Source organism: Sphaerisporangium sp. NPDC051011 (assembly GCF_040653595.1).
In the GTDB taxonomy this organism is placed as follows: Bacteria; Actinomycetota; Actinomycetes; order Streptosporangiales; family Streptosporangiaceae; genus Sphaerisporangium.
Window position 1 is genome coordinate 129,564 of sequence record NZ_JBFAGG010000013.1, and the last position, 21,448, is coordinate 151,011.

Below are 21,448 nucleotides of genomic sequence, written 5' to 3' on the forward strand. Positions count from 1 at the left end.
GCGAGCATCCTACGAGCACCGTGGCGTCCCCGGGCGGCGGCCCGGAGATCGTCCCTCGTCCCAATCTAACGGTCCGCGCCGGCGCCGGTCCAAAGATGCGGGGAAACATGGGTTCACCTGGGAAAGTACGGGTGGTGAGACGGCGGCCGATCGACGCTGATCCGCCCGTTCCTGGCGTGGGGTACAAATGAGCGGGTGAAGATTGGGTCGATCGAGGTCTGGCCGCCCGTGGTGCTCGCGCCCATGGCGGGTGTCACCAACACGGCGTTCCGCGCGCTGTGCCGCGAGCAGGGCGGCGGCCTGTACGTGTCCGAGATGATCACGACGCGGGGCCTGGCCGAGCGCAACCCCAAGACCCTCGCGATGATCCGCTTCCAGCCGGGCGAGACCCCGCGCAGCGTCCAGCTCTACGGCGTCGACCCCGAGACCGTGGGCAGGGCCGTCAGGATCGTCGCCGAGGAGGGCCTGGCCGACCACGTCGACCTCAACTTCGGCTGCCCCGTGCCCAAGGTCACCCGCCGCGGCGGCGGGTCCGCCCTGCCGTACAAGCGCGGCCTGCTGCGGCGCATCCTGCGCGCCGCGGTCGCGAACGCCGGGACGCTGCCGGTGACCATGAAGATGCGCAAGGGCATCGACGACGACCACCTGACCTACCTCGACGCGGGCAGGATCGCCGTCCAGGAGGGCCTGAGCGCCGTCGCCCTGCACGGCCGCACCGCCGTGCAGCACTACGGCGGCACGGCCGACTGGGACGCGATCGCCCGCCTCAAGGACGCCGTCCCGGAGATCCCCGTGCTCGGCAACGGCGACGTCTGGAGCGCCGAGGACGCGATCCGCATGACCCGGACGACGGGCTGCGACGGCGTGGTCGTCGGACGCGGCTGCCTCGGCCGCCCCTGGCTCTTCCGCGACCTGGACAACGCCTTCCAGGGCCGTCCCGAGCGGGCCCGGCCGGCCCTGGGCGAGGTCGGCGCGACGATGGCGCGCCACGCCGAGCTGCTCGTGGAGTGCTTCGGCAGCGAGACCCACGGCGTCCTGGACTTCCGTAAGCACGTCGGCTGGTACCTCAAGGGGTTCGAGGTCGGCGCCGGCCTGCGCCGCGACCTCGCCACCGCGGGCTCCCTGGACGAGCTGCGCGACCACCTGGCCCGCCTGCCCGCCGGGCTGCCCTGGCCGGGGGAGGCGGCGGACGGCCCGCGCGGGAAGTCGAGCTCCCGGGACCGGGTCCACCTGCCGGACGGCTGGCTCGACGACCCCGGCGACGCCGAGATCTCCCCGGACGCAGAGCTGGACACCTCCGGCGGCTGAGCCCCGGCGCCGGTCAGAGGGGTTCCGTCAGAGGGTTCCGTCAGAGGCGGTCTGTCAGAGGCGGTCCACGCCGATGACGTGCACGACCGCGCGGCCCTCCTCGTCCGAGGCCGCCAGGTCGACCTGGGCGCTGATGCCCCAGTCGTGGTCGTCCGCCGGGTCGTGCAGGACCTGCCGGACCCGCCAGAGCTCCTTCTCCTCCTCGATCTGCAGCAGCGCCGGGCCGCGCGCGTCCGGACCGGTGCGGATCTCGTCGTGCTCCTCGTAGTAGGCGTCCAGCGCTGACTCCCAGTCGATGTCGGCCAGCTCGCGCAGCTCGTCGTACTTCTCCAGCGCGGCCAGCTCGACCATGCGGAACATGGCGTTGCGCACCAGCACGCGGAAGGCCCGCCGGTTGCCGGTGACCGGCCGGGTGTTCTCCTCCAGGCCAGGACGCTCCAGCTCCTCCGACGGGTTCTGCAACTGCTCCCATTCGTCCAGCAGGCTGGAGTCGACCTGGTGCACCAGCTCGCCGAGCCACTCGATCAGGTCCTGGAGGTCCTCGGTCTTCATGTGGTCGGGCACCGTGCGGCTCAGCGTGCGGTAGGCGTCGGCGAGGTAGCGCAGCACCGTGCCCTCCGACCGCGCCAGCTCGTAGAACTGGACGTACTCGGCGAAGGTCATCGCCCGCTCGTACATGTCGCGGACGACCGACTTGGGGCTGACCGCGTGGTCACCCACCCAGGGATGCCCGCGCCGGTAGGTCTCGTACGCGCCGAACAGCAGGTCTTCCAGCGGCATGGAGTAGGTGACGTCGGTGAGCAGCTCCATGCGCTCCTCGTACTCGACGCCGTCGGCCTTCATCTGGGCCACGGCCTCGCCGCGCGCCTTGTTGAGCTGAGAGTGCAGGATCTGGCGCGGGTCGTCCAGCGTCGACTCGACGATCGAGACGATGTCGAGGGCGTAGGTCGTCGAGGCGGAGTCCAGCAGCTCGAACGCGGCGAGCGCGAACGTCGACAGCGCCTGGTTGAGCGCGAAGTCCTCCTGCAGGTCGACGGTCAGCCGGGCCATGCGGCCGTGCTCGTCCGGCTCGCGCAGCTTCTCGACCACGCCGCCGGCCAGCAGCGAGCGGTAGATCGCGATCGCGTGGCTGATGTGCCGCCGCTGGGCCTTGCGCTCCTCGTGGTTGTCGGTCAGCAGGCGCTTCATCGCCGCGAAGCAGTCGCCCGGCCGGTTGATGACGGCCAGCAGCATGGCGTTGCTGACCTTGAACCGGGAGTTCAGCGGCTCGGGCTCGGCCTTCTGCAGGCGCTCGAACGTCTCCTCGCTCCAGTTCACGAACCCCTCGGGGGCCTTCTTGCGCACGACCCTGCGCCGCTTCTTCGGGTCGTCCCCGGCCTTGGCCAGCGCCTTCTCGTTCTCGACGACGTGGTCGGGGGCCTGGCAGACGACGTACCCGAGCGTGTCGAAGCCGGCCCGCCCGGCCCGGCCGGCGATCTGGTGGAACTCGCGGGCCCGCAGCAGGCGGACGCGGTTGCCGTCGTACTTGCTGAGCGCCGTGAACAGCACCGTGCGGATCGGCACGTTGACGCCGACCCCGAGGGTGTCGGTGCCGCAGATGACCTTCAGCAGCCCGGCCTGGGCCAGCCGCTCGACCAGGCGCCGGTACTTCGGCAGCATGCCGGCGTGGTGGACGCCGATGCCGTGCCGGACCAGCCGGGACAGCGCGCGGCCGAACCGCGTCGTGAACCGGAAGTTGCCGATCAGCGAGGCGATCGCCTCCTTCTCGGACTTGGACGACATGTTGACGCTCATCAGCGCCTGAGCCCGCTCCATCGCCGCCGCCTGCGTGAAGTGGACGACGTACACCGGTGCCGACTGGCTGGACAGCAGCTCCTCCAGCGTCTCGTGCAGGGGAGTGGTGCGGTAGCTGTAGTACAGCGGGACGGGCCGCGTCGCCGAGCGCACCACCGCGGTGTCCAGGCCGGTGCGCCGCGTCAGGTCCTTCTCGAACCGCGTCACGTCGCCCAGCGTGGCCGACATCAGGACGAACTGCGCCTGCGGCAGCTCCAGCAGCGGCACCTGCCACGCCCAGCCGCGGTCGGGTTCGGCGTAGAAGTGGAACTCGTCCATGACGACCTGGCCGATGTCGGCCTCGGTGCCGTCGCGCAGGGCGATGTTGGCGAGGATCTCGGCCGTGCAGCAGATGATGGGCGCGGAGGCGTTGACCGAGGCGTCGCCGGTCATCATGCCGACGTTCTCGGTGCCGAACAGCGCGACCAGGTCGAAGAACTTCTCCGAGACCAGGGCCTTGATGGGCGCGGTGTAGAACGTGCGCCTGCCGGTGGCGATCGCCGCGAAGTGCGCGCCGGCCGCGACCAGGCTCTTGCCCGAGCCGGTCGGCGTGGCCAGGATCACGTTGTTGCCCGAGACGACCTCGATGAGCGCTTCCTCCTGCGCGGGGTAGAGCGTCAGCCCGCGGTCGGCGTTCCACTCGGCGAACGCCTCGAACAGAGCGTCGGGGCCGGTGTCCTGGGGAAGGTGCTGGAGGAGGGTCACCCCTCAATACTGCCGAAAGCAGCGACGTGGTCCATCCACCTTTCGCCCTCGGCGCGCTCAGACCGGCGATCTCAGGCGGCGCGGCCCCCCGGCCCAGGCTCGTGCGCCCGAAACCGTGATCGAAAACGGTCCGGTGAACCGGTGAACCGCGCCCACGGCTCCGGCGTCCTCCTGCCGGGGCCCGGCCGGGTCCCGGACAAGGGGAGGATTTCTCATGCGTGGATCGAAGGCCGCCGTGGTCCTGGCGGCGGCTGCGCTGCTGTCGCTGCCGATGCGGGCCGAGGCGGGCACGGCGGCGGTGGCCGTCGGCGTTTCGGCGGGCGTTTCGGCGGGTGTTTCCGCGCCCACGCCGGCGAGCGTCGCCGGCAAGCTCTTCCGCGCGTGGCTCCAGGACGACAGCGCCGCGGCCGCCGCCGTGGCGAGCCCCGCCGCGGTGAAGACGCTGTTCGCCTACGCCTACCGGGCACCGGACAAGTCGGCCGGGTGCGTCAAGAACGCCTGCCGGTTCGTCCACACCAGCGTGCGCGTGCCGGGCGGGCTCAACGGCATCCTCATGATCGTCTCGGGGAACAAGGTCGCGAAGGTGTACGAGTCCCGCCACATCACCTCGGTGGACAAGGCGGCCAAGTACTTCTTCGCGGCGTGGAAGGCCGGGGACAGGAACCGCGGCCTGGAGGTCGGGTCCACCGGCGCGGTGAAGACGCTGTTCAAGGTCAAGTTCGGCGGCGTCGGCTACATGTACCAGGGCTGCCAGGCCGAGACCGGCGGCCAGGCGTGCGCGTACTCCTACGAGGGCGGCGCCATGTTCCTGCACATGAAGGGGAGCAAGACCCGCGGCTACGAGGTCCGCTCGATCTCCTACATCGCCGACTGATCCCCGGCGGAGAACCGGCCGGTCCGGCGGAGACAGGCGGTCCGGCCGCATCGGTGACGGGACCGGGCCGGGCGCGGCCGGCCCAGGGGTGGGGCGGCAGGGCCGGGTGGTGGCACGATTGGGGCATGCGTGATCTGGCCGCCGCGTGGCGGGACCTCGCGGGCGACTTGCCGGCGGCCGGGGCCGTCGGCGCCGAGCTGATCGCCCGGTGGTCCGAACCCCACCGCAGGTACCACACCCTGGACCACCTGCGCGCGGTGCTCGCCGCCATCGAGCCGCTCGCCTTCCTCGCCCGCGACCCGGCGGCCGTACGCCTGGCCGCCTGGTTCCACGACGCGGTGTACGACGGCCGCCCCGGCTGGGACGAGGAACGCAGCGCTCAACTGGCCCACTCGCGCCTGTCCCGCCTTTCCCCCATGATCTGGCGTGGGCAGAAGAGCGCCCACGCCCGAGCGGGTGGAGCCGGCTCGATAGGCACGGTGGTGCGGCTCGTGCGGTTGACCGCCGGGCACGATCCGGCTCCCGGGGACCGTGACGGTGAGGTCCTGTGCGACGCCGATCTCGCCGTGCTCGCCGGTCCCGGTTACGACGCGTACGCCCGCGCGGTGCGCGAGGAGTACCGGCACGTGCCCGACGACGCGTTCCGGGCCGGCCGGGCGCGTGTCCTCGAGAACCTGCTCGCCATGCCGGTGCTGTACCGCACCGAGCCCGCGCGCGATCTGTGGGAGTCGGCGGCGCGCCGGAACGTCCGCACGGAGCTGGCGGCCCTCACCGCGCAGCCCTCCGGACGCTGACCGCTCCCGGGACCGGCGGCCGTCCCCGTGTCAGGGACGGAGGCGGCGGCGCCGGAGCCCCGCCGCGATCAGGCGCTTGACCAGCGTCTGCGAGGACACAGCCTCGGCGCCCAGCTCGATCGCCCGCAGGTACACCGTCTCCGGGACGTCGTAGTGGTCACGGTCGAACGCCCGGCGGGGCGAGCCGAGCAGGGCCGCGAAGTCGTGCAGCTCGTCCAGCGAGTGGTCACTGACCAGGTGTGACCAGTACAGGCCGCGGGGGCCCGCCCAGTTCGGCGGGTCGATGAGGAGGGTCACATACAGGGACGATACCGACTACTCGGCCGCTGGGCGACGGCCACATGCGGACGCCCCCGCCAAGGCGCGGCACGGTGGCGTCCCCGGGGAGGGGTGGAGCCGGCTCACGGATAGGACGCCCGCGCGTCGAGTCCCGCGGCGGCCTTCCTAGTTGATGGAGACCGTTCACAGGCCCATGTCGTCGAGTTCCTTGAGCAGGGCGGCGCGGGAGGGGTCCGTGGGAGCGGGCCGGTCCAGGGGCCTGGGGACGGGGCCGTTCACCGGACGGGCGGCGCCGGGGACGGGCGCGGTCGCGGGCGACGGCGCGCGGCGGCGGTCGCGGAACACCCAGCCGCCGACGATGCCGCCGATGAAGCCGAACAGGTGCCCCTGCCAGCTGAACTCGTCGGAGGGCAGCAGCCCGGTGAACTGGTACGCGAAGCAGAGCGCCATCACCAGGCCGACGACGATGTCGATGGTGTGCCGGTCGAAGAGGCCCTTCACCAGGACGTAGCCGAAGTAGCCGAACACCACGCCGCTGGCGCCCGCCGTGACGCTGCCCGGGCCGGCCACGAACCACACGCCGAGGCCGCTCACCGCCGCGATCAGCGCGGTGACCCCGAGGAACTTGCCGACGCCGCGGTAGGCGGCGAGGAAGCCGAAGACGAACAGCGGGCCCGAGTTGCCCTCGATGTGCATCCAGTTCCAGTGCAGGAACGGCGCCGTGACGATGTCCGGCAGCCGCGCGGGATCACGGGCCGCGATGCCGAACGACTGGCTCAGGGAGTAGCCCAAGGCCCAGTTCGCGATCTGGACCACCCAGATCAGGGCCAGGAACCCCACCATGACCCAGAAGGCCTTCCTGGCCTCGGCGATCATGATCTCGGCCGTCCGGGAATCGGTGCCCATCCTGTCTCCTGACTCGTGCACGCGCCGGAACCTCTGGCAGGACGGGCCGGGCTACGCCCGACCGGTCCGTCACGGTATTTTCGCAAATACCGCGCCGGAAGGGCCACCGGTCGCGTATCCCGTACACGATCGGTGGCCCCTCTTTCCTCCGGGCGCGGAGCGCGCCTCAGCCCGCGGCGCGTTCGAGGACCACGACGGGGATCTCGCGGTCGGTCTTGGCCTGGTATTCGTCGTACTGCGGCCAGGTGGCGTTCATCAGCCGCCACAGCTCGGGCTTCTCCTCCGGCGAGGCGGTACGGGCGCGGGCGGCAAACCGGTCGCCCAGGACCTGCACCTCGACGTTGGGATCGGCCTCCAGGTTGCGGTACCAGTCGGGAGACTGGGGGTCGCCGCCCTTGGACGCGACGATCACGTAGTCGTCCCCGTGCTTCTGGTAGATGAGCGGCGTCGTGTACTTGCGGCCGCTGGTCCGCCCGGTGGTCGTCAGCAGCAGGATGGTCGTGCCGTTCCAGTCGTGTCCCTCTTTGCCGTCCGTCGCGCGATATCTATCTACGTGCTCTTTTCCGTAAAGCATCCGACTACCCTCCGGATCGACGTGTACGCGGATGGCCTACCCCAGATATCCTGGCTCATCCAGTATCGGATCATGCCCTGGGTGAACCCGCACCGGGGGCGGAACCTTACCTGCAGGGTGGACACTTCTGGTCCGGGCGGGCGGGGCACGACCCAGGGTCGCTCGTGCTTGGGAGCGCCCCCACACTATTCCGGGGTGCCTGGAACGCCGCGACGCCTCCCCTGCCGACTACACGCTGAACGGCTCCGCCTGCACGGTCGCCTGACCGTTCGTGCCGGTTACGGCCCGGACTCGGTTCGGCGCCGAGCCCGGGCCGCTCGTTTCTCCGGGGACAGAATCCCGGTTTCGGGCAACGGCTCGGGCGTGTTCGCGCGGGGGTGGCATTAGCCATGTCGGCCGCTTAAAACAGGGCAAATAGTCGGGTCTCGGGCAAAGGAGTGCGCGCCAGTATCGCCCACGTATAAAGTGCGCAATCTCAAGTGACCGATGCGCAGAAGGATACGGCGTGGCACATTCGTGGGCGGAGTTGCCGGTGGGGCGCGTCGTACGCCTACTACGGGCGGACGCCGCGGTGAGCACGCTCACCGTCGAACCGCTCCCCGAGGCCGCCCCGGCCGTTCTCACCTACACGCCCTCGGCCGCCAAATCCGTGGCGGAAGCGGTGGCCGCAGCGCTGCGCGAACTCGAAGCCGCCGCCGTCGAGTTGTTCCCCGCGTGGCTTCCGGGCGCCGAGGGAATCGAAGGGCCGGGCGGCGCGTCGGTCATCGCCGTACGCACCCTCGCACTGCGCGCCGCGTCCACCAGCCGCCATTTCGGACCGTTCCTCGCGGACCTCGCCGAATCGGCCCTACGCGGAGCGCCTGTCGCGTCCAGGTTCGCCCCCGAAGTCCGCGCGGCGGGGCTCGCCCGGGTGCTCGCCTCTGGTTTCGGCCGCACCCGGGCGGCGATCCTGGTGAGGGTGCCCGAGGCGCTGTCCGCGTCCGAGGAGGACGTGCTCGTCGCGGCATGCGAATGGCTGGCCGGCCGGGGCGGGTTCGGCGTCTGGCTGGCGGGTGCCCTGACCACATCCGCCGACCACGTCGAACCGGTAACGCTCCGCTTCCCCGGACACGACGTGCGGGTACCGCCGCGCCGGTCCCCGCATCCGCCCGGACGTCCAGTGGAACGTGCCATCGCCTACCCGCCCGTGATCGGAAAGCCGCACCCGGCGAGCAAGGCGGAGAAGGTACTGGAAAAGGCGCTCTCCTCTCACCTCTGGGCCCGAGGCCGCGCCTGGAACCAGACCTACCAATCCCACCCGCTCACCAACCCGATCGTGGTCGACCTCCTGTGGCGCGCCGAACGCTGCGCCGTCGAAATCGACGGCGACGATCACCTCAAACCCGACCACTTCGCCGCCGACCGCCAGCGCGACGTTCAGCTACAACTGGACGGCTACGCGGTCCTACGGTTCACGAACGCCCAAGTCCTGACGGACGTGGAGAACGTCGTCGGCCAGTTGGAGCAATTCCTCCGCAGCCGCCGGAACGAAACCCTGGAAGGAAGACAACGTGTCTGACGAAAAACTGTCGCAGCCGGAGCTGGCTCGCATGGTTGCGCTGATGCGCGAGGCCAGAGAGGTCTCCAACTCCGAACTGGAGAAGCTCTATGGCCTGACGCTTGTCAATCCTGAGCGTGCGCGTCTGAACAAGTTGGGCCTGGTCGACAGCTGGAAGCAAGGACGTAGTTATGCCCATGTGCTCACCGACGCAGGTTGGGCTCGAATGCGCGACGAGATCGCCCACGGGTTCCAAAGTCTGCAGCTAAAGGCATCTCCCAAGGTGATCTTGGAAGGCTTGGCCGGCGGGCTTCAAAGCGTCATGGAACGGAATGGCTACAAGCTCCTGGACATTTTCGGTCCGTCGGCCGCGCCGATGGCTGAGGTGACTTCTCCGGATGCGGCGTCAGAGGTCAAGCCGGAGTCCTCAGATGTACCGCTTGTCACGACGACCAGCCCGTCCGAAGTGTCAGATCTAGAGGTCCGCATTCGGGTCGCGTATAAAGAACTTGCCAAAGAGCCCGGCGCTTGGGTCGGTATCGCCGCGATTCGATCGAGCCTCAGTGATGTGCCCAGGGCAGAGTTCGATGAAGCGCTGAGGCTGATGAACCGCTCCGAGGACGTCATTCTCGCTCCGGAGTCCAACAAGAAAGAACTCACCGCGCAGGACCACGACGCGGCGGTGAACATCGGCGACCAGGACAAGCACATTCTCCGGATCGGAGCATGATGAACAGCGACGAGCGACGTGCTCTTCAGGCCCTGCGCTTCAACTATGCAGTGGCTCCCGACGATGTGTGGCGTCCATCGGAATTCCACATCGACGGCCTGCACCGCGCCACCGCTCAGGCGCTCATTGATGGGGTGACGGAGGCGAGTGACAGCGTCGCGTCGAGCCCGATCGGGGTGGTGATCGAGGGCCAGCGCGGGTCCGGCAAGACACACTTGGTCGGGTGGGTGCGGGAAAGAGTCCAGAACGAGGGTGGTTACTTCTTTCTCGTAGGCCTGTTGGATGCCCGTGACTTCTGGGACAGCGTTTTGGTATCGATGCTGGACAGCCTGGCGCGGGACGTCGATGCCGACAGCCAACTCAGGACGGCTCTCAGGAAGCTTTCCTCTCTGGTCGGGGTACCGCGGCTCGAGCGGCTGCAACTGATCGGGCATTCGCCTTTGACCAAGGCGTCGCTGGACGGATTCGTGGACGCGCTGCGCCGCTACGACGATCGGATCGGCCGGGAAACCCGGGACACGTTGCGCGCGCTGGTGCTGCTCGCTTCGGACAACTTTCATGGCCAGGACATCGGCAGCTCCTACCTGGCCTGTCAGCCTGAGGAGGAGCCGGGAGAGCGGGCCGCTTGGGGCATACAGAAGTCGACGAAGTCCCCTCAGGAGATCGTCAGGGACGTATCGAGGCTGCTGGCGATGACCGGCCCGTCGGTGATCGCCGTCGACCAAATAGATTCCATGCTGTTGCGGTCGTCCATGTCCGCAGCCAAGGCGGGAATGCAAGTCGACCGGCGCGAAGCCCTCGCGATCGACCACATCGCCGGCGGCCTTATGTCGCTGCGCGAGTACACAAGTCGCACCCTGACGGTACTGTCCTGTCTGCCGACCACCTGGGCTCTGATCAAGAATGTCGCAATCGACTCATTCCGCGACCGGTTTAGAGAGGTGAGTCACCTCCAGTCCATTCCAAGCGCCAAGATCGGGCGTGAGCTGGTCGAAAAGCGCCTGGGGAATCGCTTCAAAGCCATCGGGTTCCATCCCCCTTACCCGACATGGCCGGTCAAGCCGTCAGCATTCGAGGATGCTCCCGACTTCACTGCTCGGCAGCTTCTGATAAAGATCGACCATCATGTCCGGGCGTGTCTGGTTGCTGATGAGGTCCGCGAGTTAGGGCATCTCGTGGATCCGATCGACCTCGGTGATCCGATGCCCGATCTAGTGATCGACCCACCGGGCCTTATAGCCATGGACAAGAGGTTCGCCGAACTGAAGAGCCTGGCTGTCGTCGGCTCGGCTCTTGAGTTCGAGTCCGAGGACACGGTCATGCCCGCGTTGCTGTCCGCTGGGCTGGCCGCCTGGATCGCTGGGCAGGGGGCTGCTGGGCGGGAGTTCAGTCAGGATGCGCCGCCGAGTGCGAAGCCGCCTTTGCACGCGCGGCTTCGGCGCACCCTGAACGAGGAGTCCGAGGAAGAGGCGCACTGGGCGTTTCGTGCGATTTCATCGCGGAACGCCCTCGCCTCGCTCAACCGTCTGCGGACGGCGTCCGTGGCAGCGGGGTTAATGAGCGGGTCCCCGGCGAGGCGGCTGTTCATCTTGCGTAACGGCGACTGGTCGGGCGGGCCGCGTACTCAGGAGGCGGTCGCGGAGTTCGAGCGGGCCGGGGGGCGGACGCTTCCGGTGGACGAGGAGGATCTGAAGACCCTCGCCGCGCTGCGGGACATGTTCGTCGAGAACGCGCCGGATCTGCCCGCCTGGCTATTGGCTCGCAAGCCCGCCGACGACGTCAAGCTGTTCACCGAGGCGCTCGCCGAGGTCTGGAGCGTTCCGGACGCACGGCGGGACGACGCCGCGACCGGGGACTCGGGCGAAGCGGACGGTAGGGACGGAGGGGGCGGCCAGGGTGGAAAGGGTGCGGTTCGCCCACCTAAGGGAGGGCTCGGCCCCGGGGGCGCCACGGCCCTGGAAGGCGTGGGCGCGCTGCACTCGGCAGCCGTGGCCGGCTCCGTGGCCGATTCTGTCGCCGATCCTGTGACCGGTTCTGCGGTCGGTTCCGTGGTGACGTTGGGGACCACGTTCGTCGAGGGCGCGCCGGTCGAAATCGAGCTGGAGGCGCTGCGCAAGCACACCGTGATCTTCGCCGGGTCCGGGTCCGGGAAGACCGTGCTGATCCGGCGGCTGATCGAGGAGTGCGCGCTGAACGGGGTCTCGTCGATCGTCCTCGACCCCAACAACGACCTGGCCCGCCTGGGCGACGCGTGGCCCGAGGATCCGCCGCAGTGGGGTCCCGGGGACGCGGCCAAGGCCAAGGAGTACCTGGAGAACACCGACGTCGTGGTCTGGACACCGCGCCGCGACGCCGGACGCCCGCTGACCTTCAAGCCGCTGCCCGACTTCAGCGGCGTCGTGGACGACCCGGACGAGTTCGGCGAGGCCGTGGACAGCGCCGTCGAGTCCCTGGCCCCGCGCGCCAAGCTGGTCGGCGGCGCCGCGAAGGTGCACCAGGGCCTGGCCGTGCTCCGGGAGGCCCTCGTGTACTACGCGCGCCGGGGGCCGACGAGCCTGAAGGGCCTGATCGAGGTCATGGCGGCGCTGCCGGAGGGCGTCAGCGAGCTGAAGAACGCCGAGAAGCTGGCGGCGGACATCGCCGAGAACCTCACGGCCGCGATGGTCATCGACCCTCTGTTCGGCGGCACCGGGACTCCGGTGGACCCGGGGGTGCTGCTGACGCCGGCGAAGGGCAAGCGGGCGCGCGTCTCGGTCGTCAACCTGGCGGGGCTGCCCTCGGACGGCCTGCGGCAGGGGTTCGTCAACCAGCTCCAGATGGCGCTGTTCTCGTGGATCAAGCGCAACCCGGCCGGGAACCGTCCCCTGGGCGGCCTGTTCGTCATGGACGAGGCGCAGACGTTCGCGCCGTCCGGGGCGATGACGGCCTGCACGCACAGCACGCTGGCGCTGGCGTCGCAGGCGCGCAAGTACGGACTGGGCCTGGTGTTCGCGACGCAGGCGCCGAAGGGCCTGCACAACCGGATCCCGGGGAACGCCGCCACGCAGTTCTTCGGTCTGCTGAACGCGCCCGTGCAGATCACGGCGGCGACGGAACTGGCCCGGGCCAAGGGCGGCGCCGTCGCGGACGTGGGGCATCTCGGCACCGGCGAGTTCTACGCGGCCCTGGAGGGCGGCGGGTTCCGCAAGGTCCGCACCTCCCTGTGCCTGAGCCACCATCCGAAGAGCGCGCTCACCGGGGACGAGGTGATCGAGCGCGCGAGGAGGTCCCTGGAGGAGCCCGACGCCTGACGCCCCCGCCTCCTTCCTGGCGGGTACCACTCATGACCGCGCGGCACGTCTCACGTTAAGCGCATACCCATACGGTTGCGGAGCGGGCGCCTGCTCGGCACGTTGCAGCAGACGCCCGCGACGCATGAGCGGCGACCCTCGGGGCCGGCGCGAGGCGGTGGCGGTCCTCAGTGCCGGATAGGTCATTACGTGTGCGGATATTCCGCTCCTGCGGCAGACTGTCGAGATCGATCACCGGCCGAGCGGGGTAGGCGCGGCCCGGCGCCGCGGCGGCGTACTCCCTCGCTCCGAACGCGAGACGGGAGCGCCGCATGGCAGCGAGCCGCATGACCGCCACGGACCCAGGGCCGTTCCGGCTCCGGCGGAACACCCGCGACCTCCCGAAGGCCGTCGAGACGCTCGCCAAGGCCCTGCCCGCCCGCGACCTGAAGACCGTGCTCGCCGACGCCAACCGGACGGCCGTGCGCAAGGGGAGCACGTCCGCGTTCGGCTCCATGAACCCCAAGCCGGCCGACTGGTACTGCTTCGAGGAGGGCGACGACCAGACCGCCGACTGGTATCCCCAGGGTGTCGCCTCGTCCTCCGAGGCGGGCCGCAAGGACGTCCAGGCGCTGGTGGTGAGCTGGTACTGGAAGCCGGAGGGCGCGTCCACCGAGCGCGGGGTGCGTCTGTCGTTCCTCAGCCCGGCGACCCGCAAGTACCGGCACGTCCTGCTGGTCGAGCCGAAGGCGGACGGCTCGTACGCCGCGATCAACATCCACGCGGGCGGCGTGGCCTGGTACGGCGATCTGATCTACGTGGCGGACACCTCGCGCGGCATGCGCGTCTTCGACACACGGCGCGTCTTCGAGGTCAAGGGCGACGACGACAAGATCGGCAAGCGGAACGGCGGGTACCACGCGTTCGGGTACCGGTACGTGATGCCGCAGGTGGACGCGTGGGCGGCCACCGCCACGGCCCGGTTCTCCTTCGCCGCCGTCGACCGCAGCACGACCCCGCACACGCTGGTCTCCGGCGAGTACGTCGACCCGGCCGAGGATCCGGGCGTGGTGGGGCGGGTGGCGCGCTGGCCGCTCGCCGCGGACGGCACGCCGGTCGCCGGCCCGGACGGGACGGCGGCGGCCGCGGATGCCCTGACGCTGCCGGCGGCGAAGATCCAGGGGGCACTGTCGTACAGGGGGAAGTGGTACCTCAGCCAGGCGGCGTCCTCCACGGCGAACGGCTCGCTGCTGGTCGTGCCGGACGGGCAGACCGCCCAGGTGAGGAAGTTCCCGGTAGGACCGGAGGACCTCACCTGCTGGACCGAGAAGAACCAGCTCTGGAGCGTCACCGAGTTCAAGGGCCGCAGAGCCCTCTTCGCCGTCCCCGTCTGAGCCGTCCCCCGCTCGAGCTCGAGCCTTCTGGGCCCGCCCGTCCACACCCCCGTGTCCGCACCCGCACCGGCCGGACGGCCCGCGGCCCGCCGCGAGGCGCTTGAACGACTTGCAGGCGCCTTGCGGCGGCGGGGTCAAGCGGATGTCAATGAGCGTGCAGGCGGCCCCCCGTTAACTGAGCGTGCAAGGCCCCCGGCGGCACCGACCGGACCGGGAAGCACTCACCCTCAGGAGAAGAAAGATGAAGCGCACCCTGCTCGGTCTCGCCGCCGCCTCCATCGCCGGTCTGGCCGTCACCGCCCCCGCGACCTCCGCCTCCGCCGCCACCGGCGACTTCGGCCCCGACACCTGCGTCCAGGGCTACGTGTGGCGCGAGGCCCGGCCCTCCGACCACGTCTGCGTCACCTCCGCCGTCCGCACCCAGACCCGCAACGACAACGCCGCCGCCGCGAGCCGGTGGACCTCCGGCGACTTCGGCCCGCACACCTGCGTCCAGGGCTACGTGTGGCGCGAGGCGTTCAGCGGCGACGATGTCTGCGTCACCCCGGCCATCCGCTCCCAGGCCCGCGCCGACAACGCCGCCGCCGCCGACCGTAAGGTCTCCGCCCGCCTGTGGATCAACCGGTACACCGTCCCGCCGCGCGACAACGGCGACGGCACCTCGACCACGACCTCGGTGGACGACATCCCGCGGCTCAAGCTGAGCGGCGACCACTACAACTTCGGCCAGGTCAAGCTCTACCTGCGCTACAACACCGGCCGCACGTTCTGGACCGGGACCGTCACCGCCGCCGCGCACGGTGGGTTCGTGGGCGGCAGCTTCGGCAAGAAGACCGGCGTCTTCGACTGTTCGGGCCCCGGCCGTCCCGCCAACGGCTACGCCCAGGCGTACGACGTGGTCTCCGGCCGCTGGTCGGCCAGGGTTCCGGTGCGGATCGGCTGCGCGGTCCTCTAGGAACCCGGGTCACGAAAGGCGGGCCGGCCCCTGCGCGAGGGGCCGGCCCGCCGGCGTTCCCGAAGGCATTCCCGCGAATGGTCCCCGGCGGAGTGCCCGCGGTACGCCCGGCAGGGCTCCCGGCGGCCTGGCGGGGTTCCCGGCGGGGGACACCCCCGGCGCGGCCTCAGGGCCGACCCTGACTCCTCCCTGAAGTCGGCCCGCGCCCGTATCGCCGGAGGTCCCGGCGGCCTAGCGTGAATGCCATGGGACGCATTCTTCTTATCGCCGCCGCAGTGATCGTCGGCTTCTTCCTCCTCGGTAGCGTGCTCGGCCTCATCGCCGGGCTCGTCAAGTGGGCACTGATCATCGGCGTGGTCGCCCTCGCCGTCATGGCCCTGACCAAGATCCTCCGCTCGCGCGACGCCGGGTGACCCCCGCGGGCCGCGTCGGCCTCGGACCGGTCCTGGACGACTTCCTGGACGACCGCCTCCGCCGGCGCGGGGCCTGAGGGGCCTACCAGGCCTTACGGCCCCGCTGCCGCGAGTCCGACACGAAGTGGTCCAGGGCGTCGCGGGTCGCGCGCAGGGCCTCGTTGGACACCTCCGACGTCCGCTGCGCCACCCCGACGAAGACGTAGTCGACGATCAGCAACTGGCTGATCCTGCTGGCCAGCGCGCCCGGGCGGAAGGCCGTCTCACGGCCCGCGGAGATCAGGACGTGCCCGCACACCTCGGCGAGCGAGGACCGCGGGTTGTTGGTGATCGCGACGGTGGTCGCCCCCGCCTTGCCCGCGCGCCGCAACGGCTCCACCACGTCGGGCGTCTCGCCCGTCGTGCTCACCCCGACCGCGACGTCGCCGGGCCTCAGCAGGACGGCGCTGGTCAGCGCCAGGTGCGCGTCGGTGAACGCGTGCGCCGACAGGCCGATGCGCAGCAGCTTCTGCGCCATGTCCTGGGAGACCAGCCCGGAGGCGGCGACCCCGTAGACGTCGATCCGCCGCGCCGTGGTGATGGCCGTGACGACCTCGCCCAGCAGGTCGGGGGAGAGCTGTGCGGCCGTGTCCTCCAGCGCCTGCGCCTCGGCGCGGGTCACCTTGGCGATCACGTCGGACAGCGGGTCGTCGGGGGCGAGGTCGCCGGGCACGAGCCGGTCAGGCCCCTGGCGGTTGGTGGCCGCGGCGGCGGCGAGCGCGAGCCGGAGCTGGGCGTACCCGGAGAAGCCGAGGGCCCGCGCGGTGCGCACGATCGTCGCCTCGCTGGTCGCCGACGCGGCGCTCAGCTCGGTGATGGTGCTGCGGGCGACGGTCGCCGGGTCGTCGAGGATGAGCCGGGCGATGATCTGGGCGGACGGGGTGAGGGAGGGGAGCACGGCCCGCACCCGGGCGACCAGGTTTTCCGGGGTCGAGCGTTGCGGGTCGATCATGGGGGTCCTTTTCTGTTACCGACACATTACTTAATCCTGGTCTTACTAGGACCGCTCCATCGTCCTCAAGCGGCCCTGCCGATGATTCACCGTGACGTGAGCCACTCGGCGGCGGCCAGCGCGGTGACCCGCGAGTCGCCGCTGGTCGCCAGGTAGAGCGCGCCCGCGGGGGAGCCGGGCAGGCCCATCTCGATGACGATCGCGTCCGGGCGGCGGCGGACGATCCGCCGCAGGTCGTCCCGCATCCACGCGTGCCGGTGCGCGTCGCGGGTCACGACCACCAGCGGCGCCCGGCTCGGGCCGTCCAGGACGGGGAGGTCGTGCCGTTCGGGCGTCAGCGTCTCGCGGGTCGTGCCGGGCAGCAGCGCCGCCAGCGCCTCCGCCGGTCCGTACGGGGGAGCGCCTCCGGCCGCGAGGTGGGGGCGGGCCGTCATCTCGATCACCCGCGGCGGCCGGGTCAGCACCGGCCGTTCCACCCCCTCGGCCCTCGCCGTGACGCGCAGGGCGAGCCGCGCCGTCTCCAACCCCAGCCGGGACACCCCGTACGCCGGGTCGCGCGGCACGGGGGCCGCCTCGCCGTCCGCCCGGGCCGCCTCGTGCCAGGCCACCAGCGCGCGCACCCGGCCCGCCGCCTCGGCCAGCCGCGACTCCGCCAGCGTCCCCTCGTGGACGGCGCGGACGATCGCCTCCCGCAGCGCGACGACGTTCTCGCCGCCAGGGGAGGACGCGCCCACGCAGACGGCGTCGGCGCCCGCGGCCAGCGCCCGTACGGCGATCTCCGTCTGGGGCATGCGCGCCGCGACGGCCCGCATCTCGATCGCGTCGGTCACCATCAGGCCCTCGAACCCGAGCTCCTCGCGCAGCAGACCGGTCAGGACGCGCCGGCTCAGCGTCGCGGGCAGGTCCGGGTCGAGGGACGGCACCAGCAGGTGGCCGCACATGATCGCCCGGACCCCGGCCGCCACGGCGGCGCGGAAGGGCGGCAGGTCGCGCCGCTCCAGCAGGTCGCGCGACGCGTGGACGGCGGGGAGGGCGAGGTGGGAGTCGGTCACGGTGTCCCCGTGGCCGGGGAAGTGCTTGGCGCAGGCCGCCACCCCCGCGCTCTGGTGCCCGGCCACCCAGGCCGCCGCGTGCCGGGCCACCAGCGCCGGGTCCGCGCCGAACGACCGCACGCCGATCACCGGGTTGACCGGGTCGGCGTTGACGTCCACGTCGGGGGCGTAGTTCAGCGTGATCCCCACGGCGGCGAGCATGCGGCCGATCTCCGCGCCGGTGCGCTCGGTCCGCTCCGGGTCGTCCAGCAGGCCGAGCGCGGCGTTGCCCGGCCACGAGCTGCCGGACGCGGCCTCCAGGCGGGTGATCATGCCGCCCTCCTCGTCCACGGCCACGACGACCCCGGGGTTCTCCGCGCGCAGGCGCCGCACGAGGCCGGCGGTGTCCGGGGAGATGTTGCGCGCGAACAGGACGACGCCGCCGAGGCCCTCGGCGAGCTGCGCGCGCAGCCAGTCCGGCGGGGTCGTGCCGTCGAAACCGGGCTGGAGCACGGTGGCGGCCAGACGGTCCAGGTCGGGGCTGCGCGGTTCGCGCGTGGGGTGCGGCATGGGCGGCGCTTCCGGTGGGTGGGCGTGGCGTGCGGTCAGGGTCGTCAGGGGCGCTGTGGCCGGCGTCCGGGCCGGCCCTCGTGATCGGCATGTTCGTCGCGGGCGTGGAGATCCTTTCCGGTCTGGACGCGGTGGGCGTCGTGTGAACTTTGCCACCGATGTGGCACTACTCGACATTTGGCGTATCTTCTATGAAGATTTCCTTCATCGGCTCTCGGTTAGGTCACGGCCTGATGACGATTCTCTTCGAAGCGCTCCCGCAAAGTGAAACCCCCCGCCAACTCCGGCCCGGAGTCCGCCGTCACGCGGCCCGGCCGGTGATCCCACGGGAGGACACGTGAACTCCAAGCCGATCAGCCGCAGGGCCGTCCTCGGCGGCCTCGCCGGTGCCGCCCTCATCCCCCTCGCCCACGCGCGCGGCCGCGCGTCCGGTCCCGCCGGGACCCGCGGGAAGGCCGCCACCGCGCGGAACCCGGTCCTGACCGCCCCGCGCCAGATGCGCGGCATGTGGATCGGCTCCGTCGACAACGACAACTGGCCCTCACGCCCCGGACTGACCGCCGAGCAGCAGAAGGCGGAGTTCACCTCCTGGCTCGACTTCGCCGCCGCCCGCCGCCTCAACGCCGTGTTCGTACAGGTGCGGCCCACCGCCGACGCGTTCTGGCCCTCGCGCCACGAGCCCTGGTCGCAGTACCTCACCGGCGTCCAGGGACGCGATCCCGGGTACGACCCGCTGCGGTTCATGATCGAGACCGCCCACGCGCGCGGGCTGGCCTTCCACGCGTGGTTCAACCCCTACCGCGTCTCCCTCCAGGCGGACCCGGCGCGGCTCGTCGCCGATCACCCGCTGCGCCGCCACCCCGCGTGGGGGGTCCGCTACGCGGGCGGGCTGTACTACAACCCCGGGCTGCCCGAGGTGCGCGCCTTCGTCCAGGAGGCGATCATGGACGCGGTCGTCCGGTACGACGTCGACGGCGTCCACTTCGACGACTACTTCTACCCCTATCCCGTGGACGGGCAGGAGTTCGGCGACGCCGCCGCCTACGCCCGCCACGGCAAGGGCTTCCCCGACCGGGCGGCATGGCGGCGGCACAACGTCGACCGGCTCGTCCAGGAGACGGCCGAGCGCGTGCGTGAGGCGAAGCCCGAGGCGATGTGGGGCATCAGCCCCTTCGGCGTCTGGCGCAACCGCGCCTCCGACCCCGGCGGATCCGCCACCACCGCCCTGCAGTCCTACGACGACCAGTACGCCGACACGCGGGGCTGGGTGCAGAAGGGCTGGCTCGACTACGTCACGCCGCAGCTCTACTGGCACATCGGGCCGGGGGCCGCCGACTACGCCGTGCTCGCCCCCTGGTGGGCGCGCGTCGTGGACGGCACGGACACCCAGCTCTGGATCGGCCAGGCCGCCTACCGCGCCTGCGCGCCCGGCGAGACCGGAGCCTGGCAGGACCCGGCCGAGCTGTCCCGGCACCTGACCTTCGACCGCGACCACCCGCTGATCGGCGGCGACGTCTACTACAGCGCGGGCGACCTGCGCGCCGACCGCCGCGGCTCGACCACTCGCCTGTGCGAGGACCACTACGCCGAGCCCGCGCTGCCGCCGCTGCTCCCGCGCCTCGCAGACGGCCCCTCGCCCGCCCCGCCCGTCCTCAGGGCCGTCCGGTCGACGGACACGGGCACCGAGATCACCTTCCACGCCGGTGGCCACCCCGCGCCGCGCCTGTACGCCGTGTACCGGACCGACGGGCCCGGCGACCCCGGCCGGCTGATCGCCGTGCTGCCGGGGACCCGCCACGCCCGCCACACCGACACCGGGGCGGGGCCCGGCACCCGCTACCACGTGACCGCCCTGGACCGGGCCAACCGCCAGAGCGAACCCGTCTCCTGGGAGCCCGAGTAGGGGCCCGCCGGCCGGTGAGGCGCGGAGGGCGAAGATCTTCGCCTGCCCATACTTCCGGGCACGATCGGGCAAGGGAGACGTATGAGCGAGGCTGAGCCGTTGGTCGTCGGCGTGGACGGCGGAGGGACGAGCACGCGGTGCCTGATCGCCACCACGAGCGGCGAGATCCTCTCCCGCGGACGGGCGGGCGGCGCCAACCCCCGCTCGGCGCGCGACCCGGGCGGCAACCTGGCCCGCGCCCTCGCCGAGGCGCTGGCCGGCGTCCGTCCCGGCGCGGCCGGTGAGACCGCCGGTGATGTGGCCGGTGATGTGGCCGGCGACGTGGCGGGCAGAGTGGTGGGCGGGGTGTTCGGGCTCGCGGGGGCCAGCGAGACCGGCCGCAAGGAGGCGCGCGCGCTGGCCGCCGCGGCGTGGCGCGCCGCCGGGCTGCCCGGCCTGCCCGAGGTCGTCCCCGACGTCGTGGTCGCCTTCGCCGGGGCGACGCCCGAGCCCTCCGGCGGCCTGATCCTTTCGGGGACGGGCGCCGTGGCGGCGCGCATGGAGGACCGGCGCATCGCCCGCCGGTGCGACGGCTACGGCTGGCTGCTCGGGGACGAGGGCTCGGGCGTGTGGATCGGCCGCCGCGCCGTCCAGGCCGCCCTGGCCTCCCTCGACGGGCGCGGAGCCCCCACCGTCCTCACCGAGCGCGTCCTCGCGACCCTGGAGGGCACCCCCGCGGCCGCTCCCCGGTCGGAGCAGGCGCTGATCGAGGCGTACATCGCGGCCGTGTACGACCACGAGCCCGCGCGGCTCGGGATCATCAGCCCGGTCGTGGAGGCCGCCGCCCGGGAGGGCGACCGCGTCGCGCTCACCATCCTGGACGACGCCGCCCGCCGCCTCGTCGCCACCCTCGACGCCGTCGGCCCGCTGGACCCCGCGCTGCCGGTCGTCCTCGCCGGGTCGCTGCTCACCCAGCCGACCCTGGTCGCCGACCGCGTCCGGGACACGCTGCGCGGACGCCCGCTCGCCCTGTCCCTGGACGGCGCGGCCGGCGCCGCCGCCCTGGCCCTGAGAGCCGCCCCCGAGCCCGCCCCCGGCGCCGCCGAAGCCGCCCACCGCCGCCTGTTGGCTGTGTCCACGGCCTCGCTCCGCTCGGCGGGTTCGGGGCACCCTTGAGGCGGCGTTCTTCCGTCGTCACTCGGAAGGGCTCGTTCCTCACCCTTCCTCCCTCCTCCTCCAGAACACCGCCGCGCCCTGTGCCTATGGCCGCGCCTTCGGCACGGCGGTCCGGGGCGCCCCTTAGGCGATGTTCTTCCGTCGTCACTCGGAAGGGCTCGTTCCTCACCCTTCCTCCCTCCTCCTCCAGAACACCGCCGCGCCCTGTGCCTATGGCCGCGCCTTCG

Annotated in this window: 17 protein-coding genes; 11 read left to right on the top strand and 6 right to left on the bottom strand. The window is 71.5% G+C overall.

Features of this window, described 5'->3' with window-relative positions; genetic code table 11:
* Positions 1-195: 195 nt before the first annotated feature.
* Entirely contained in the window at positions 196-1,308 is a 1,113-nt protein-coding gene (gene dusB, locus AB0H21_RS28290; protein ID WP_358522325.1) for a tRNA dihydrouridine synthase DusB, read from the top strand.
* Positions 1,309-1,362: 54 nt separating this feature from the next.
* Here dusB and AB0H21_RS28295 read toward each other — a convergent pair whose 3' ends face one another.
* A complete protein-coding gene (locus tag AB0H21_RS28295) occupies positions 1,363-3,846 on the bottom strand; it encodes a DUF3516 domain-containing protein (RefSeq protein ID WP_358522328.1) in 2,484 nt (827 codons plus the stop codon).
* A gap of 214 nt (positions 3,847-4,060) precedes the next feature.
* Between AB0H21_RS28295 and AB0H21_RS28300 the strand changes: the two genes are divergently transcribed.
* Positions 4,061-4,720, top strand: a complete 660-nt coding sequence (locus tag AB0H21_RS28300) for a hypothetical protein (protein WP_358522331.1) — start codon at positions 4,061-4,063, stop codon at positions 4,718-4,720.
* Between the two features lie 125 nt (positions 4,721-4,845).
* Complete coding sequence (locus AB0H21_RS28305) at positions 4,846-5,514, top strand: metal-dependent phosphohydrolase (protein WP_358522334.1); 669 nt, start codon at positions 4,846-4,848, stop codon at positions 5,512-5,514.
* Between the two features lie 30 nt (positions 5,515-5,544).
* On the opposite strand, the gene AB0H21_RS28310 is transcribed toward AB0H21_RS28305, so the two are convergent.
* From AB0H21_RS28310 to AB0H21_RS28320, 3 genes are all read right to left on the bottom strand, one after another.
* The gene (locus AB0H21_RS28310; RefSeq protein ID WP_358522336.1) at positions 5,545-5,811 is read right to left on the bottom strand and encodes a DUF4031 domain-containing protein; all 267 of its coding nucleotides are present in this window, start codon (positions 5,809-5,811) and stop codon (positions 5,545-5,547) included.
* 165 nt (positions 5,812-5,976) lie between these two features.
* On the bottom strand, positions 5,977-6,699 hold the full coding sequence (locus AB0H21_RS28315) for a rhomboid family intramembrane serine protease (RefSeq protein WP_358522339.1): 723 nt from the start codon (positions 6,697-6,699) through the stop codon (positions 5,977-5,979).
* 166 nt (positions 6,700-6,865) lie between these two features.
* Positions 6,866-7,273 carry a nitroreductase family deazaflavin-dependent oxidoreductase gene (locus tag AB0H21_RS28320; protein WP_358522340.1) on the bottom strand — a complete coding sequence of 136 codons (408 nt, stop codon included), beginning with the start codon at positions 7,271-7,273 and terminating at the stop codon, positions 6,866-6,868.
* Between the two features lie 505 nt (positions 7,274-7,778).
* On the opposite strand from AB0H21_RS28320, the gene AB0H21_RS28325 reads away from it, so the two are divergent.
* The 6 genes from AB0H21_RS28325 to AB0H21_RS28350 all read left to right on the top strand — a co-directional run bounded on the left by AB0H21_RS28325 (position 7,779) and on the right by AB0H21_RS28350 (position 15,571).
* Positions 7,779-8,831 carry a DUF559 domain-containing protein gene (locus AB0H21_RS28325; protein WP_358522343.1) on the top strand — a complete coding sequence of 351 codons (1,053 nt, stop codon included), beginning with the start codon at positions 7,779-7,781 and terminating at the stop codon, positions 8,829-8,831.
* Positions 8,824-9,540, top strand: a complete 717-nt coding sequence (locus AB0H21_RS28330) for a hypothetical protein (protein WP_358522346.1) — start codon at positions 8,824-8,826, stop codon at positions 9,538-9,540. The genes AB0H21_RS28325 and AB0H21_RS28330 overlap by 8 nt, the downstream gene beginning before the upstream one ends.
* Positions 9,537-12,830, top strand: coding sequence for a DUF87 domain-containing protein (locus tag AB0H21_RS28335; RefSeq protein WP_358522349.1), 3,294 nt, complete (start codon positions 9,537-9,539; stop codon positions 12,828-12,830). Before AB0H21_RS28330 ends, AB0H21_RS28335 begins: the two co-directional genes overlap by 4 nt.
* 311 nt (positions 12,831-13,141) lie before the next feature.
* Positions 13,142-14,203: a hypothetical protein gene (locus tag AB0H21_RS28340; protein WP_358522352.1), complete on the top strand. Its 1,062-nt coding sequence runs from the start codon at positions 13,142-13,144 to the stop codon at positions 14,201-14,203.
* Positions 14,204-14,444: 241 nt separating this feature from the next.
* Positions 14,445-15,158 carry a hypothetical protein gene (locus tag AB0H21_RS28345; protein WP_358522355.1) on the top strand — a complete coding sequence of 238 codons (714 nt, stop codon included), beginning with the start codon at positions 14,445-14,447 and terminating at the stop codon, positions 15,156-15,158.
* 245 nt (positions 15,159-15,403) lie between these two features.
* On the top strand, positions 15,404-15,571 hold the full coding sequence (locus AB0H21_RS28350) for a DUF4175 domain-containing protein (protein WP_147268943.1): 168 nt from the start codon (positions 15,404-15,406) through the stop codon (positions 15,569-15,571).
* Positions 15,572-15,653: 82 nt separating this feature from the next.
* On the opposite strand, the gene AB0H21_RS28355 is transcribed toward AB0H21_RS28350, so the two are convergent.
* Positions 15,654-16,562: a MurR/RpiR family transcriptional regulator gene (locus AB0H21_RS28355; RefSeq protein ID WP_358522358.1), complete on the bottom strand. Its 909-nt coding sequence runs from the start codon at positions 16,560-16,562 to the stop codon at positions 15,654-15,656.
* A gap of 86 nt (positions 16,563-16,648) precedes the next feature.
* The gene (locus tag AB0H21_RS28360; RefSeq protein ID WP_358522361.1) at positions 16,649-18,163 is read right to left on the bottom strand and encodes a glycoside hydrolase family 3 N-terminal domain-containing protein; all 1,515 of its coding nucleotides are present in this window, start codon (positions 18,161-18,163) and stop codon (positions 16,649-16,651) included.
* Positions 18,164-18,500: 337 nt separating this feature from the next.
* Here AB0H21_RS28360 and AB0H21_RS28365 point away from each other — a divergent pair, with 337 nt between their 5' ends.
* Both AB0H21_RS28365 and AB0H21_RS28370 read left to right on the top strand, forming a co-directional pair.
* The gene (locus AB0H21_RS28365; RefSeq protein WP_358522363.1) at positions 18,501-20,066 is read left to right on the top strand and encodes a family 10 glycosylhydrolase; all 1,566 of its coding nucleotides are present in this window, start codon (positions 18,501-18,503) and stop codon (positions 20,064-20,066) included.
* Positions 20,067-20,147: 81 nt separating this feature from the next.
* Positions 20,148-21,221, top strand: a complete 1,074-nt coding sequence (locus AB0H21_RS28370; RefSeq protein WP_358522366.1) for a BadF/BadG/BcrA/BcrD ATPase family protein — start codon at positions 20,148-20,150, stop codon at positions 21,219-21,221.
* Positions 21,222-21,448: the final 227 nt, after the last annotated feature.